The organism is Vibrio sp. M260121 (assembly GCF_036533715.1).
In the GTDB taxonomy this organism is placed as follows: Bacteria; Pseudomonadota; Gammaproteobacteria; order Enterobacterales; family Vibrionaceae; genus Vibrio.
Genome location: NZ_JATABF010000010.1, coordinates 1 through 15,489, shown reverse-complemented (window position 1 = coordinate 15,489; position 15,489 = coordinate 1). Strand labels below are relative to the sequence as shown.

Genomic DNA, 15,489 nt, shown 5'->3' with positions numbered 1-15,489 from the left:
TCTAGCCCGTTTTTAAACTGTATCTGGGGATTCGCAACCCATTAAAATTGCTTGGCCTTTGCCGGCTTTCTTTGCTTGATACATGGCAGTATCTGCACTTTTAAGAATTCGGGTGGCGTCACGTTCGTTAACACCCACCAATTTCACACCGATACTAACCCCAACTTTTAACAAAGAACCACGATATTCTATTGGAGCACAAATTGTTTGTAATAACTGCTCTGCAATCCTAGTCACCACTTTTTGATTGGCTGGATTCACTAACATGACAAATTCATCACCAGACAAACGAGCAATCAAATCACTGTGTCTTGTGGCTCCAGTCATACGTTTAGCGACAATCTTAAGCACTTCATCCCCAGCATCATGGCCATAAGTATCGTTGATACCTTTAAAACCGTCCAAGTCGAGATAAAGTACCGCAAACTCGTCACGCAGATAGCCTGATCTTTGTACTAACTCTTCCAATTCGAAATGGAACTTTGAACGGTTAGCAAGTCCCGTCAACGGATCGTGATGCGCTAAATATTCTAAACGCTCCATCTCTTTTGCACTTGATAGATCCGTTAGGATTATCACCATATCGAACGAGTTCTGATCTTCACTCTTAATGATACGATTCACTCTCGCAAACATTGGTATAAGCTGGCCTAGGTGGTTTTTTTCTATTACTTCACCTTGCCACATTCCATAGTTTTCAATCGATTCGATGATACTTGGCATCATTGCTTGCAGTTTCCGCCAACGAATTGATTTTATAAACGGCTGTCCAACCAGTTGTTCGGCAGTTAAACCAATCAACTTTGTCACCGCTGGGTTTACCATCGTAATAACACCAAGATGGTTGAGAACCACTAAGCCATCTTGGCTGCTTTCAAATACACGCCCGGCAACTCGTTGTCGGTTCATGGCTTCTTCAATCTCGGTGATATCCTGAATCACAAAAAGAAGATAGCCGTGCTTTGCTAATCGACGACTGGTTAAACTTAATTGCTGTTCATCTTCAGCATATTGTAGATGGATGTCGTCACACTCTAAGCCTCGACTTAAAATTTGTCCTAACTCATTCGGTGCTTTAGTTTGGATCAAGTCGCAGATATTTGCCGTTTCTAATCCATGAAAAGTCTTTTCAAAGATCCTCTGCGTCGCCTTATTACAGTGAATTACGCGACCCAAGTTATCCGTTACGATAAGCGCATCTTGAATCGAATCTACTACTTCTTCAGCAAACGCTTTACGACGTTCCAGCACTTCCAAACTGTGTTTACGTTGTTTCTCAAGTCTTTTTTGCTTGTCTACCATCAGATTAAGCGAAGCGACGAGTTGCCCTACTTCATCTTTTGAACGGTGACTAATGCGACCACTCAAATGATGGCCGTTTGCAAAGTCTTGGAGTGCTTGATTGACTTCCAGTAGAGGGCGAAGAACACGACGCTCGACACCGATATAGAAGGTCACACCACCAGCAAGAAGAATGATTAGGAACAGAAGCCCATCTTGCAATAGCGCATCTTTTACTTGCATCAAAGGACGTTGAGACAATGTGACTCTAATCGTTCCAATCACTTGTCCGTCATGGATTATTGGTTCAAGTACATAAAGAAAGTGAGCAGATAACGCGTACCCCATAGTATGGAGATGGCTACGCTCATGTTTTGTTGGCGAAGGCGCTGAAAAACCGTCGAGAGCAAAAATCGCAAATGGTTGATTTTCTTTGTCGTAAAGCTTAACGCGTGATACGTTTGGCTCCTTCAGAAAATCAGCCAAAATAGATTGAGCTTTTTGCTTGTTCTTTGTGGCCAGCGCATCTTTAATTGAGTGAGACACATCATTGATGAGCACTTTTGTTTGTTCAACAAGCTCATGTTTTGCTGACTGGTAGGTGATGTACGATGTGTAACTTTGAGATGTAACAAAGATGACCGTGATGAAAACGAGAATCGGCCATATTAGCTTTGCTCTTAATGACATATATATTCCTGTCGCAGAAAGCAACCAAAAGAACAAAAGGGTTGCTATGCAAACTATCACACAAAAAGAAGAGTCAAGACTAACACGACAGGCACTGAAATGAACCTGAAATTCTCAGATATTAGACTGATTAATCATGATTTTCTTGAAAATTCGGATCATTTCAAATTCCCAGTCGATCATTTATGGCGTATTTTTTCGGACACCGGCATAAAAAATGACGCTAGTCACTGAACCAAAACGTAATATCCTGCATTTTTAAGCATACTTTGGACACAATAAACGTATGACATTGAACAACCAGCAACTAACACTAAACTGCGATATGGGCGAAAGCTTTGGCGCATGGACCATGGGTGCAGATGAAAGCGTAATGCCTTTCATAGACATGGCGAACATTGCTTGTGGCTTCCACGCGTCTGATCCTAATGTCATGCACGATACTATTACCCTCGCTAATCAACATGACGTGGAAATTGGTGCGCATCCTGGTTATCCAGACTTACAGGGGTTTGGACGCCGTAGCTTAAAGATGACCTACGAAGAAATCACTAATATGGTGATTTACCAAGTTGGCGCACTCCAAGCTCTGTGTAAGGCACAATATACTGATATTGGTTACATCAAGCCTCACGGAGCGCTCTACAACGATATGATGCTAAGTGATGGTGTTTTCTTAGCAGTCGTTAAAGCGGCAGCCCTGTTTAAAGTGCCTCTTATGATATTGGCGTCCCAAGAAAACGAAAAATACCTAGAAATTGCCGATGATTTTGATGTACCTCTACTCTTCGAAGCATTCGCGGACCGCCTTTATCAAGATGACGGGTTACTAACGCCAAGAACACAAGCTAATGCGGTACTAAACAGCGAACATGCAATACTAGAGCAAGTCAGAATGCTGGCAGAATCAGGTCGAGTAAAAACGACATCGGGGCAATATATTTTGTTAGAGGCCGACACGATTTGTGTACATGGCGATAATGATGAATCTATAGCGTTGATTCAAAAAATTCGTCAGAGTCTCTACACCGGAGGAAATTAATGAATCAAGGGCAGTTTTCGATCTCTCCTATATCTGAATGCAGCATTCTAATTCGCTTTGATGACACCATTACTGTTGAGCACATAGGCGAGTTAGCACATCAAATTGTAGATAAACTCAATCTCATCGTAATGAATGTGGTTCCTTCTTACCGAACCATTTTGATTGACTACCTGCCCTTTAGAATTCAAGAGTCTGTGATACTACAAACGCTCAATGAGATCGTAAGTCGCTTTGATGTTCAGTCTATGTACAACAAACAGCCGAACTACATTTCTATTCCCGTTTACTATTCGAATGAAACGGCTCTCGATTTGGATCGATTTCAACAAAATGGGCTATCAATGGATAAGCTTATTGAACTGCATACCAAGCCTGTTTATACCGTTTCAGCCATTGGGTTCGCTCCGGGCTTTGCTTTTCTGTCGGATGTAAGTCCAGAACTTCACATGCCAAGACACCATACACCTCGTACCAATGTACCTGCCGGAAGTGTGGCGATTGCCGACAGTAAAACCGCAGTCTATCCATCCGACAGCCCTGGTGGGTGGAACATCATAGGCCGTACACCAATCTCGTTATTCACTGATACTCCTCCCTTCATCCCATTTGAAGTTGGTGACAAGGTCACGTTTGGTTCAATATCCCAACAAGAGTTTGTCAGTTTAGGAGGCGTTTTATGAGCTTCGTAGGATTGTTAGTAGAAAAGCCTGGCCCACTCTCTTTGATTCAAGATTTCGGTCGTTTTGGTCTTGCTCATATCGGGATAACTCAAAGCGGCCCTGTCGATGATTATGCTTACAGTTGGTCGAATCATCTCTTAGGCAATCCCGTTAACTGCTCTGTTATCGAAATCACATTGGGTAATGCGAGCTTTAAAGCCCTAGCCGATTGTCATTTGGCGCTTTGTGGCGGTGATCTTAATGCATCAGTAAACGGTGAGCCTATCTCTAATTGGTCTGACTTTTGTCTCAGAAAAGGCCAAACACTTAAGTTCGGAATGCCAAAGAATGGTTTACGAGCGTATCTTGCTGTTAAAGGCGGATTTAGTGTTGAGAGACACCTAGGGAGCACGTCTACGGTAGTGAGAGAATCTCTCGGTGGTATAACAAAAGATGGTGAGCCTTTGAAAGCCGGAGATATCATTGGCTTTGAGCCACATTCGCTTCCAACGTCAAAAACCAAGCAGATGACGTTCCGATTCAAACCAGATTACAACTTGCCATTAAAACTAAGAGTGATCGAAGGCTACCAGTTTGAAGATTTTTCCCAGCAGTCTATTGATGATTTCTATTCTGCTAGCTTTACGATATCACCCAATTCAAACCGCATGGGCTATCGTCTTGAAGGCGAAGCGATACAGTCGCCCTATGATGGCGTGCTTTCAGAAGGTATTGCATTGGGCTCTATTCAGATTCCAAACGATGGCAACCCAATCGTCTTATTGAACGATCACCAGACCATTGGTGGTTATCCGAAGTTTGGTTGTGTCGCAAGAATTGATCTGCCACGTTTAGCGCAAGCTAAACCTGGGCAACAAGTCAGTTTCGTCAGAGGAGACAGACAAGGCCTACAAGATGTGTGGTGCCAATGGGCTCAGTTTTTTGGATACTAAGCCCATCTAAAGTAGTCATTAATTTGTGAGCGCTACATCCCGTAGCGCTCTGCCAATGCTTTTGGATAACCGCGCTCTTGAGTGAGTTTTACCGCAAACTGCTCTACGTCTTCTTCACTCCAATGCACCGTTACAGGATGTTCAAGCTCCACATTGTCATTTGGAGCTATATCAAACCAATATTGCGCCATTTTCTGAGCTGCTAGTAGCGTTGAAGAAGCTTTAACTACTTCAACTCGAGCATAGTTGTTCTCTTCAAATGTCACGTCTGCTGCACGCAATACAGGGTCAGTACCTGGGATTTGCTGCGCACCGAACAGTGCTTTCCCGCCTTTCATTGCACTTTGGTAATCCGGAATGAATTGAGACATATGCTTAATCGCATTATCAGTGCGCTCATCGAGGATCTCTTGTCGCCAACCGTTGCGTATTTTTGACAGCAAACTGGTTGGTAACTCTGGTTGTGCAGAAATTTTTGAGCTTTCTACCAAACCATCATCAAACAGCGTGATGCCTTTCGTCATTCCATGTAACTGGAAGTAACCATCACCGTAGGGCGTTAATTGAGCCATGCCTTTGTCTGTACCGCGAGGACCATGGAAGATCACCTCTGGCCATTGCTGAGAACATTCATTCCAACGGGTAACGTACGCCGCTTTGAATTCGACAAGTCGCTCGCGCTTTACACCAATCGCATCATCAACTACGCCGGTCTCAAAGCCACAAGCATTAACTAAGTAATCACAACGTAGTGTCTTTTGTTCATCAGCTTGAAGGTAAGCCAATTCCCAATCAGAGCCACTCCAATGGGTGTGTTTTAGCTCTGCTTGCGTCAACACATCAACATTAGGAAGTTGTTCTAGTGTCATGTTCGCTACCGCTGCAAGCCTAAATACACTCCATCCGTATTCCTGAACAGCAACAACTGGATATTTAAGCGCCTCAAGGTCTGCGTGCTGAGCAAACGGGATAGTCCACTCGTCAATGCTTTGCGGATGTTGTGGCTGTACAAGCTTAGAAAGCGCTATGAGCTCCTCTTTGGAGTACAACTTGTAATACTCGTCTGGTTCTCCCAACACCTGATTACTTGTGTCTTGTTCAACCAGAGATTGATAAGCACGTTTAATTACTTCTAGTCGAGGCAATAATGCTTCTGGGTCTCCTCCATCTGAATAAGGCACAGCAATGATGGTAGGACGAATGTTCAGTGAATGTGGATACAAACGAATTGTGTCGATCGATTGAGTCAGAAGATCCAAACACTGTTGTTCGGAAATCTCACGATAAAGGTTTCCGCCAGCGTGTAGGTGGCAGATCGGAGGTCCATTTACTAATGAGACCCCTTTCTCGAGAATGGAGACTTTAAAACCTAACTCGGCAAAGTGGATTGCCGCGGTAGAGCCAGCGACACCACCACCAACAATAGCGATGTGTTTATCTTTACGATTTTGAAACTCAGGCTTCATTGCTTCACTGAAATTTTATAAGGAGAAATCTTTACTTAATGTGGATTCTACTCGGGTTTGACTATGATTAAAATCACAAAAAGTTCATGGGTTTGCATTTGTTAAAGGTATACGCGAAAAGTTACTTTCGAGAGCAAAAAATTTCCGAAAAAAGTGCTTGACGAGGTTGTTGGGAAAGCCCAATTTTGCCCCTTTGTGAATAATAATTTAACGCTAACACCCATGGCGTAAAGCCTGCGGAAACACCCCACTTTATCAATACTTCAGTTATCCCAAAAGTTATCCACTGTTTTTGTGGATAACTAAAATAAAACTGTCATGGAATGCTTCCGTTTTGCCTTATCACAAGCTAATTAAGTGTTTACTGGCGTTAACAATCTTTTCAAAAGACTCATAACGACCAAGGCGAGAACGGCAAACGTAGCAAATGGTAAAGCTATCCACAGTTCTGGGTGGATTTGCGCATTCAACTCGAAGCCATACTTCATCACCGCAGCGACACAAAGCTCGGCAGCAAATACCGCCACACCACTTGCGACAAGAGCCATAATTCCGTATTCCGCCCACAATGTCGTGTTAATCCGTTTTTTGCTAGACCCCAGAGTTCGATAAAGTCGAATCTCTTGCTGACGCTGAGATAAGCTCAAACGTAATAGTGTAAATATCAACAACAAACCCGCAACGACACCGAGAAGCGCCAGAATGGTAATCGCTGATACTATTTGTTGGATAAGTTGTTGGATTTTGTCGCCCATGGTTCGAATATCGAGTACTGAAACCGTAGGATGAGCCCGAGACATCGAAGTCAGCAGAGCGTCGTTACCATCGTCGATTCGATAGCTGATCAAATAAGAACCCGGTAAGCTTGCCATAACATCTGAAGAGAATATGAAGTAAAAGTTTGGCTTCATATCTCGCCACTCGACATGACGAATGCTGTCGACGGTAGCATCGAAGTTCTGACTGTTAATCACAAATCGTAATTTGTCGCCCAACTCAATGCCAAGCTCACTTGCCACTTCTGCTTCTACCGATACGCTACCTTTGTTGGTCCACTCTCCGGAAAGAATGTCATTGTACTCTGGTAGAGAATCTCCCCAAGTAAGGTTGAGTTCACGACTCACCGCATCAGAGCCCTGACCTTCAGATTTGATCTCTTTGACGCTCACGTCATTAATCTCAGCCAACCGTCCTCGAATAATCGGGAAAGCTTCTGACCGCGTCACGCCATTTTTATCCAACGTTTCCACGTAGCTATCAAGTTCGTAATCAGCAATGTTCAGCGCAAAAACGTTAGGCGCATCCGCTGGGAGTGTTCTCGCCCAATCGGCAAGTATGTCACTACGTACAAGCCAGATGATTGAAAGCAACATCAAGGACAGTGATAACGCACCAAACTGCAATCCACTTGTCACGGGCGTACGGTTGATGCGACTTAACGCTAGTTTCATTGCAGGTCGAGTTGAAACCCGAGCGAACAACTTGGTCAACATCACACTCATCATTGCGAGTACAACAAACAATGCGGCGATTCCCGCAAGTACAATCCAAACAAGTGTGTTGTTCGCGTAAAGGGTAAGCAATGGCACCACAGGAACCAACACTAACCACATACGCTTCCATGAACGTTTACCTGAGCCTTGCTGCAGAACTTCTAGAGCCGGCGTTTTGATCAAGCCAAGTAACGGAATCCCCAGCGCAGGAACCGTAATGAGAACCGCTGAAACAACAGAAACTAAAAATGTAGTGACACCGTAACTAGGTAATGGATTTGGCAGCAAGTTCTTGAGTGGAATTCGTAACAAATACTCCAAACCACTACCCAGTAACAAGCCCACAATACTTGCACTGACCAGCAAAATGGTAACTTGAATCAATAACCACTTTTCAATCCAACGGCGACTTGCGCCCAAGCTTTTCAACATCGCGATGGTTTGCGTTCGACTGTTTACGTAGCTTTGGCACGTCAAAACCAACGTCGTTGCCGCCATGATGATGACAATCGCTACGGTCAAAGAAAGGTATTGCGTCGTACGTTCGAACACCTCATTACTTCGACTTGCCGTATCTTGCGTACGCCAACGGTCGCTTGGCGAAAGCTCAGTGCTGTCTTGCAGTTGCGTCAGTGTTGCATCATCCCCTTTAAGGAATAAGCGATATTGCACTCGGCTACCAACCTGAATCGCGCCTGTTTTATCAACGTCGCTGTTGTGGATGTATGCCGAAGGCATTTGTTGGAAAGGGTTGAAACTCAATCCTGGCTCCATCAAAACGGCACCGGAAACCGTGAAATCGGCGCTGCCTATAGTGACAGTGTCACCTTTATCAACGTCCAATTGTGCCATGATTCGCTCGTCCAACCACAACTGATTGGGCTTGATGTGCCCTGATGAGTCATTGTCCAAGACTAAGTCACCCATCAATGGGTATTGCTCATCGACTCCGCGTACCGAGACAAGCTGCATACCATTATCGCTAAACGCCATGGTTGCAAAGCGCGTCATGGTCGAGCGTTCAAGATCTTTAGTTGAAGTGAGAAGCGTGTCCGGAATGGGGTTTGCTGAAACAAACACGGCATCGGCTGTTAACGCGTCTTTGCCTTGCTTAACGATGACCTGCTCCATTCGTTCTGCCAACGCAGACAAAGCAAAAATACTGGCTATAACAAGAATGAGTGCGACGCTTATCGGCCACAAGTTACCTTGACGTATTTCCCCAAAGCTCCAACGAATCAAGCTTTTATTCGGCGACTGATGAGCTTTTTTGTTTGATGCAGAGCTTTGTTCACTTGAGGAGATCACGGACATAGCACCTCCTCTTTTAACTCACCTGCTTCCATGCGATAGACACGGTCACAGCGACTTGCTAAATGACTGTCATGCGTAACTAAGATCAGCGTCGTGCCATGCTGCTCATTAAGGTCGAACAGAAGCTCAATGACTTTCTCTGCCGTTTGATGATCAAGGTTGCCCGTTGGTTCATCGGCGAATAACAGTTCTGGCTGAGTCATGAATGCACGAGCCAGAGCAACTCGTTGTTGTTCACCACCGGATAATTGACTTGGCAAATGGTCAAGACGCTTCTCAAGCCCTACCGCTGTCAGTAGTTCTGTCGCTCGTGCGTCATCTTCAGATTCACCACGTAAAAGACAAGGAAGAGTAACGTTACGCAGTGCGCTCAAACTCGGGATTAACAAGAAGCTTTGAAACACAAATCCCAGTGAATCTGCGCGGATTTTAGCGCGAGCTTCATCGTCCAGTTTAGATAGCTCTTGTCCAAGTAACGTGATTTCACCAGACGTCGGCGTGTCTAGCCCAGCAAGCAACGTCATGAGCGTCGATTTACCGGCACCAGAGGTGCCAACAATAGCAATCTTCTCACCCTTTCTAATGTCAACATTTACATTTTTAAGGATTGTTAATTGTTCTTGATTAGTAGAGACTTGTTTAGAAACTAAATTAGCTTGAACAATAGGTGCTTTAAGTACAGGTGTTTGCATGATTCGTATACTTTCCTTAGTTCTATTTTTCTGCCTTTCCGCCACCGCACATGCGAGCGAAAAGTTACTTGTTTTGGGCGACAGCTTGAGCGCTGGTTATCAGATGCCAATTGAGAAGAGCTGGCCTAGCTTACTCCCTGATGCCTTATTAGAACACGGCCAAGATGTAAAAGTTGTAAACGGCAGCATCTCCGGAGACACCACAGGCAATGGCTTAGCTCGTTTACCCTCTCTTCTTGAGCAACACACGCCGGACCTTGTTCTTATTGAACTCGGCGCTAACGATGGCCTTCGTGGTTTTCCACCTAATGTTATTACGTCGAACTTATCGAAAATGATTACCATGATCAAAGATTCTGGTGCGGATGTTGTCATGATGCAAATCCGTGTCCCACCGAACTATGGTAAGCGATACAGTGATATGTTCTACGATATCTATCCGAAACTCGCCGAGCATCAACAAGTCGCGCTAATGCCATTCTTTTTAGAGCACGTCATCGTCAAACCAGAATGGATGATGGACGATGGCCTGCACCCAAAACCAGAAGCTCAACCTTTCATTGCCGACTTCGTCGCCGAAGAATTGGTTAAACATCTCTAATTTTACTGGTCTAGCTCAATAAGTTTTACCTAACTTTACGTTACCCTGTCGAAAGTATTATTCACCAAGGTTAGATAATAAAAATGCAAATAGAACCGTTAATTCAAGGTGTTGTAGCTCGTTCGGCACATCCGTATGGGTGCCGCGCTTCCATCAAAGAGCAAATTGAATACGTTAAACAAGCACCGCAGATCAAAAATGGCCCCAAGCGTGTTTTGATCATCGGTGCTTCTTCAGGTTTTGGCTTGGCCGCCCGTATCGCCCTCACATTTGGTGGTGCTGAAGCAGACACCATTGGCGTGTCATTTGAACGCGGTCCATCAGACAAAGGTGTCGGTAGTGCTGGTTGGTACAACAACATCTTTTTTAAAGAAGAAGCCATTCATCACGGCCGCACTGCAGTAAATATCGTTGGTGATGCTTTCTCAGACTCAGTTCGTAACCAAGTCATTGAAGCCATTGAAACCTACTTTGAGGGTGAAGTAGATTTAGTGATTTACAGCTTAGCAACAGGCGTTCGCCCTAAGCCTGAATCTGAAGAATTTTGGCGTAGTGTCATTAAGCCAATTGGAGAATCGGTAACGGGCGCTTCAATAATGTTGGAAAACGACCAATGGGTAGAATCTACATTGGCGCCAGCAACGGAAGAAGAAGCTGAAGCCACAATTAAAGTAATGGGTGGTGAAGACTGGGAAAGCTGGATAGACACACTGATCAACTCAGAATCTGTTGCCAAGGGTTGTAAGACGATTGCCTTTTCTTACATGGGCCCAGAAGTTACACACCCTATATACCTAGACGGTACGTTAGGCCGAGCAAAAGTCGACCTTCACCAAACCAGCCATGCATTGAACATGAAGATGGCGAACTTTGGCGGAGCTGCGTACGCAACAGTGTGTAAAGCGCTCGTCACCAAGGCAAGTGTGTTCATCCCTGCTCTAAGCCCTTATCTACTTGCGCTATACCGCGTAATGAAAGAGAAAGGTACTCACGAGCGTTGTATCGAGCAAATGCAACGTCTGTTCACGACAAAGCTTTACGACCAAAACAAAGTACCCGTTGATGGCGAACGTTTGATTCGTATCGATGATCTTGAGTTAGATCCTCAAGTACAAGAAGAAGTTTCTGCACTTTTAGAGCAAATGAACGCAGACAACTTCGCTGATATCGGTGATTACGACGGCTTTAAAGACGAGTTTATGAAACTGAACGGCTTTAACTTTGAGGGTGTCGATTATGCTCAAGACATCTCAATGAAGACTCTGAAAGCATTAAAGCCTTAATTTAAAACGTCTCACTATTGAGATAGTGCCAAGTAATTCAAAGTCCTGAAAGGTTTTCGGGACTTTTTTTTGTTTCCGAATCCGCCCCCCCTATACTTTAAATAAACGAGTGGTTAAATAACAAGCTCGTGTAAAAACAAAAACGATATTCTTTCACAGGACGTGAAATTACGGGAAAGGATGACCTATATGGGTACATTGCAAACACTAGATTATGAAATACCCGAATCCATGCGGAAAAGCTGGCAAAATATCGTCAACCTGCTCGCGCGCATCGCGGATGTCCCAACGACGCTGATCATGCGTATCCACCCAAACCATATTGAAGTAAATACCTCCAGCGAGACTGATAACAACCCTTATAAAGTCGTTGACAAAGAAGAACTTGGTCATGGACTTTACTGTGAGCATGTCATTAAAAACAAACGTGAACTCATCGTTCCTAACGCGCTCATTGATGAAAAGTGGAAAGACAATCCTGATATTAAGCTCGGCATGATCTCGTATTGTGGCTTACCACTCTATTGGCCAAACGGGGAGACGTTCGGCACCATCTGTATGCTCGATACCAAAGAGAATCAGTACAATGACACCTACCGAGAACTACTGAGCACATTTAAAGAATCCATAGAGGCGCAACTAGCCGTCGTTTTCCAACAACATAAGTTACTGCGCTTAAATAACGAACTGAAAAATAGAGTCGAGAATAGAACGACTGACCTCGCCCAACTTAGCTACTCGCTAACAAAAGAAATCGACCGACGTAAGGCCGCAGAAAAGCAAGTAAGTTATCAACAGACCCACGATCATGGGACGGGCTTCTTAAACCGCGTAGCACTTGAAGAAGTGTTAAACCACATCTTAGAAACCATGGACCATGACCAACAATCTTTGATGGTGATTAACGTGGGTTTTAGTAACGCGCGCAGTATCGAAACAAAATACGGATTTGAAGCCTTTGACGAGGTATTGAAAGAGTTTCGCTTCCGCCTAGGCCACAACGAATCCAGTTATTTTGTGACTGGTCGTCCAAGTTCAAACGACTTGGTGATTGTTGTCTCTGGTGAAGACATCGAATCAAAAGTCCAGCACTTACTTGAAGACATCACCCATGTTAGCGTCGGCAACTTCCACATTGATGAAAACGAAGTCCACCTTCACTCTTATATTGGCGTCGTTCAAGCGCACAGAAGCAGTCACGCCAAACAACTGCTGCAAAACGCCTGTTATGCCATGTTGCTATGTAAAGAGTCTGGTGAATCGTACAACTACTTCTGTGAGAGCCACACTCAAGAACTGAACAATCACAATCAGCTTGAAAGCTACCTATTACAAGCCGTTCGCAATGATGACTTAATGCTGTACTTCCAACCTAAGGTACTTCCACATACGCACAAATGGATAGGTGCCGAAGCACTACTGCGATGGCGTCATCCTGTCTTGGGTGATGTATCCAACGAAGCATTAATTCACATGGCAGAACAAAACGGATTGATTTTTGAAGTCGGCTCTTTTGTCTTGCGAACCGCGATTGATAAAGCCAAACAGTGGTCTGAGCTGGTGGACAATTTCAAGATTGCTGTCAACGTGTCTCCTATTCAATTACAAAACGTTAATTTCGCTGAACAGATAGAACACCTACTTGAAACCTTCCATTTGCCGGCACACTTCCTAGAGTTAGAGGTGACGGAAAGTGCGTTGATTGCAGATGAAGTCGTGGCTCGTAACACATTGAATAAATTGCACAACCTTGGAGTGACACTGTCACTCGATGACTTTGGCACAGGGTACGCATCATTCAGTTATCTGAAGAAATACCCTTTTGACGCGATTAAAATCGATAAAAGCTTTGTTCAACAAATGGAGAAATCTGACGACGACAGAGCCATCATTTGTTCTATCATACACATTGCGAAAAAGCTCGATCTACAAGTGGTCATAGAAGGCATTGAATCAGCCCAACAAGAGCAGTTTTTGATCAATGAAGGCTGCGATATTGGACAAGGCTTTTTGTATGGTAAACCTATGCCGTGCAATGAATTTGAACAAAGTTTGTTTAATCAAAACCTTTTAGGTGGTCAATACACCTATTCTTCCTAAGCATTTCCTTTACTCTGCAAGCGGTGGTTTCTATAATCGCCGCCCGCTTCCAATAAAAAGGCCATTATCTTCATGGATCAGTTGACTGCCACGCTTAAGAAAATCGAAAAGCAGAACTACCGCGCATACCAACAAATCAAGGGTCAATACGACTTCGGTGATTTCGACTTGTACATTGATTACGTTCAAGGCGACCCATACGCATCTGCTTCTCGCCTACGTGCAACGCGCGCTTGGTCTTTAACCGGTCTTGAATGGCTAAAAGATGAATCACCTGCATATCAGCGTGCGGCTCGTGACTTTATTGCTCGAAGCTTTGACGAGTTTGCGAAACAAGAGAACGCTGTATCTATCTCTTTAAGCGGCCAAACCGTTCTAGACAACACAGCTGTGCTTTTCACTGAAGAAGGCATTGAACTTCGCTTCCGCGTTAACTTGCCAGCTGAAGGTCGTTCTGTTCTTGGTAAGAAAGCCAACAACATCCTTACTTTCTACTTGCCGAAGTTTATCCGTCGCGCGACGCTAGAGCGTGAGCTGAATAAAGATGCGTTGATTGAGCACTGTAAAGTGATTGAAGACCAAGCATCTCTGCGTGAGCAGCTAGAAGCAAACAACTTGGTTGCTTTTGTAGCGAATGGCAGCATCCTTCCACGCATTGCAGGTAACTGTGACTTGCCGATGAAAGACGCGGTTGAGTTCAAAGCGCCAGAATCACTTCAAGTTACACTACACGCGCCTAACAAAGGCTACGTAACGGGCTTGGGCATCCCTAAAGGTATCACTTTGATTGTTGGTGGTGGTTTCCATGGTAAATCGACGTTGTTGAACGCCGTTGAACGCTCTATCTACGATCACATTCCAGGCGATGGCCGCGAATACATCGTGACAGATGGAAATGCGATGAAGATTCGTGCGGAAGATGGTCGTTGTGTTCATCACTTGAACCTATCGAACTACATCAATCACTTGCCAATGGACAAAGACACGGCTGATTTCTCTACACAAGACGCATCAGGTTCTACCTCTCAAGCGGCTTGGCTACAAGAGTCTATTGAAGCAGGCGCAAGTTCGTTACTTATCGATGAAGATACTTCAGCAACCAACTTTATGATCCGTGATGAGCGCATGCAGGCGTTGGTAGCAAAAGGTGATGAGCCAATTACACCGTTAGTTGATCGTATCGGCCAGTTACGTGATGAACTAGAGATCTCGACCATCATCGTTATGGGCGGTTCAGGTGACTACCTAGACGTTGCGGATACCGTAATCCAAATGCACGACTACCAAGCGGTTGATGTAACGGAAAAAGCAAAACAAGTGATTGCTCAACACCCTACTCAGCGTCATAACGAATCTGAAGAGAGTCTGCAAACGTTCCGCCCTCGTGCATTGAACCGAGTAGCACTGATGAACATTCTGACAGACGGTAAGTTCCGCGTGAACGCGAAAGGCAAAGATTCTCTTCGATTTGGTAAAGAGTTCGCGGACCTAAGTGCACTTGAACAACTAGAATCCGCGGATGAAGTAAACGCGATTGGTTGGTTGTGGTTCCAAATTGCCCAACTTCCGGGTTGGTGTAACCACCCAGCAAAAGAAATCGAAGATATGCTTTCTGGCGAATGGCACGCGACACTACCTAAACAAGGTGACTTAGCAAAACCACGCACATTGGATGTAATGGCAGCCCTAAACCGCATGCGTAAGTCTCAGTTCAAACCTTCTCGTTAGTACTGTACAAGACAAATAGCAAAAGGCAGCGATGAACGCTAATGCCGTTCACTTAAGGTGATCGGCATTGTTTTTTCTAGGGTATCGGCTTGGCTTTTTCTTAACGACTCTAGGGAAGGATCTTTCTCTCCTAGGTTCAAGTATTAAGCTCTCACTCATTGAGTAGAAGTGTTGGAGTTGCCTC

The 15,489-nt window shown here is 44.6% G+C and carries 11 protein-coding genes; 7 read left to right on the top strand and 4 right to left on the bottom strand.

All coding sequences use genetic code 11. The annotated features are described in order from the left end of the window. Nucleotides 1–12 precede the first annotated feature (12 nt). On the bottom strand, nt 13–1,971 hold the full coding sequence (locus QTO06_RS07950; protein WP_331407427.1) for a sensor domain-containing diguanylate cyclase: 1,959 nt from the start codon (nt 1,969–1,971) through the stop codon (nt 13–15). A gap of 286 nt (nt 1,972–2,257) precedes the next feature. On the opposite strand from QTO06_RS07950, the gene QTO06_RS07945 reads away from it, so the two are divergent. The 3 genes from QTO06_RS07945 to QTO06_RS07935 are packed head-to-tail and all read left to right on the top strand — an operon-like array spanning nt 2,258 to nt 4,628. Continuing rightward, on the top strand, nt 2,258–3,013 hold the full coding sequence (locus QTO06_RS07945) for a 5-oxoprolinase subunit PxpA (protein ID WP_039839311.1): 756 nt from the start codon (nt 2,258–2,260) through the stop codon (nt 3,011–3,013). Further along, nucleotides 3,013–3,696 carry a 5-oxoprolinase subunit B family protein gene (locus QTO06_RS07940; RefSeq protein ID WP_331407368.1) on the top strand — a complete coding sequence of 228 codons (684 nt, stop codon included), beginning with the start codon at nt 3,013–3,015 and terminating at the stop codon, nt 3,694–3,696. The genes QTO06_RS07945 and QTO06_RS07940 overlap by 1 nt, the downstream gene beginning before the upstream one ends. After that, nucleotides 3,693–4,628 carry a biotin-dependent carboxyltransferase family protein gene (locus QTO06_RS07935; RefSeq protein WP_331407367.1) on the top strand — a complete coding sequence of 312 codons (936 nt, stop codon included), beginning with the start codon at nt 3,693–3,695 and terminating at the stop codon, nt 4,626–4,628. The genes QTO06_RS07940 and QTO06_RS07935 overlap by 4 nt, the downstream gene beginning before the upstream one ends. A gap of 32 nt (nt 4,629–4,660) precedes the next feature. On the opposite strand, the gene QTO06_RS07930 is transcribed toward QTO06_RS07935, so the two are convergent. The 3 genes from QTO06_RS07930 to QTO06_RS07920 form a co-directional block, all read right to left on the bottom strand. Then, nucleotides 4,661–6,094: an FAD-dependent oxidoreductase gene (locus QTO06_RS07930; protein ID WP_331407366.1), complete on the bottom strand. Its 1,434-nt coding sequence runs from the start codon at nt 6,092–6,094 to the stop codon at nt 4,661–4,663. 353 nt (nt 6,095–6,447) lie between these two features. Then, nucleotides 6,448–8,901: an ABC transporter permease gene (locus QTO06_RS07925; RefSeq protein ID WP_331407365.1), complete on the bottom strand. Its 2,454-nt coding sequence runs from the start codon at nt 8,899–8,901 to the stop codon at nt 6,448–6,450. Further along, nucleotides 8,892–9,593 (bottom strand): ABC transporter ATP-binding protein, encoded by a 702-nt coding sequence (locus tag QTO06_RS07920; RefSeq protein WP_005435141.1) that lies wholly within the window; start codon nt 9,591–9,593, stop codon nt 8,892–8,894. The genes QTO06_RS07925 and QTO06_RS07920 overlap by 10 nt, the downstream gene beginning before the upstream one ends. Here QTO06_RS07920 and tesA point away from each other — a divergent pair. The 4 genes from tesA to QTO06_RS07900 all read left to right on the top strand — a co-directional run bounded on the left by tesA (nt 9,592) and on the right by QTO06_RS07900 (nt 15,305). After that, nucleotides 9,592–10,194, top strand: a complete 603-nt coding sequence (gene tesA, locus QTO06_RS07915; protein ID WP_032802023.1) for a multifunctional acyl-CoA thioesterase I/protease I/lysophospholipase L1 — start codon at nt 9,592–9,594, stop codon at nt 10,192–10,194. The genes QTO06_RS07920 and tesA overlap by 2 nt on opposite strands. 83 nt (nt 10,195–10,277) lie before the next feature. Further along, nucleotides 10,278–11,477 (top strand): enoyl-ACP reductase FabV, encoded by a 1,200-nt coding sequence (gene fabV, locus QTO06_RS07910; RefSeq protein ID WP_331407364.1) that lies wholly within the window; start codon nt 10,278–10,280, stop codon nt 11,475–11,477. Nucleotides 11,478–11,666: 189 nt separating this feature from the next. Then, the gene (locus tag QTO06_RS07905; RefSeq protein WP_331407363.1) at nt 11,667–13,577 is read left to right on the top strand and encodes a bifunctional diguanylate cyclase/phosphodiesterase; all 1,911 of its coding nucleotides are present in this window, start codon (nt 11,667–11,669) and stop codon (nt 13,575–13,577) included. A 72-nt stretch (nt 13,578–13,649) separates the two neighbouring features. Then, nucleotides 13,650–15,305, top strand: a complete 1,656-nt coding sequence (locus tag QTO06_RS07900; protein WP_331407362.1) for an ABC-ATPase domain-containing protein — start codon at nt 13,650–13,652, stop codon at nt 15,303–15,305. Nucleotides 15,306–15,489: the final 184 nt, after the last annotated feature.

Excerpts from the sequence above, each read along its gene's own strand:
- QTO06_RS07950 (WP_331407427.1), bottom strand. The coding sequence starts at position 1,971 with ATGTCATTAAGAGCAAAGCTAATATGGCCGATTCTCGTTTTCATCACG.
- QTO06_RS07945 (WP_039839311.1), top strand. The coding sequence starts at position 2,258 with ATGACATTGAACAACCAGCAACTAACACTAAACTGCGATATGGGCGAA.
- QTO06_RS07940 (WP_331407368.1), top strand. The coding sequence starts at position 3,013 with ATGAATCAAGGGCAGTTTTCGATCTCTCCTATATCTGAATGCAGCATT.
- QTO06_RS07935 (WP_331407367.1), top strand. The coding sequence starts at position 3,693 with ATGAGCTTCGTAGGATTGTTAGTAGAAAAGCCTGGCCCACTCTCTTTG.
- QTO06_RS07930 (WP_331407366.1), bottom strand. The coding sequence starts at position 6,094 with ATGAAGCCTGAGTTTCAAAATCGTAAAGATAAACACATCGCTATTGTT.
- QTO06_RS07925 (WP_331407365.1), bottom strand. The coding sequence starts at position 8,901 with ATGTCCGTGATCTCCTCAAGTGAACAAAGCTCTGCATCAAACAAAAAA.
- tesA (WP_032802023.1), top strand. The coding sequence starts at position 9,592 with ATGATTCGTATACTTTCCTTAGTTCTATTTTTCTGCCTTTCCGCCACC.
- QTO06_RS07920 (WP_005435141.1), bottom strand. The coding sequence starts at position 9,593 with ATGCAAACACCTGTACTTAAAGCACCTATTGTTCAAGCTAATTTAGTT.
- fabV (WP_331407364.1), top strand. The coding sequence starts at position 10,278 with ATGCAAATAGAACCGTTAATTCAAGGTGTTGTAGCTCGTTCGGCACAT.
- QTO06_RS07905 (WP_331407363.1), top strand. The coding sequence starts at position 11,667 with ATGGGTACATTGCAAACACTAGATTATGAAATACCCGAATCCATGCGG.
- QTO06_RS07900 (WP_331407362.1), top strand. The coding sequence starts at position 13,650 with ATGGATCAGTTGACTGCCACGCTTAAGAAAATCGAAAAGCAGAACTAC.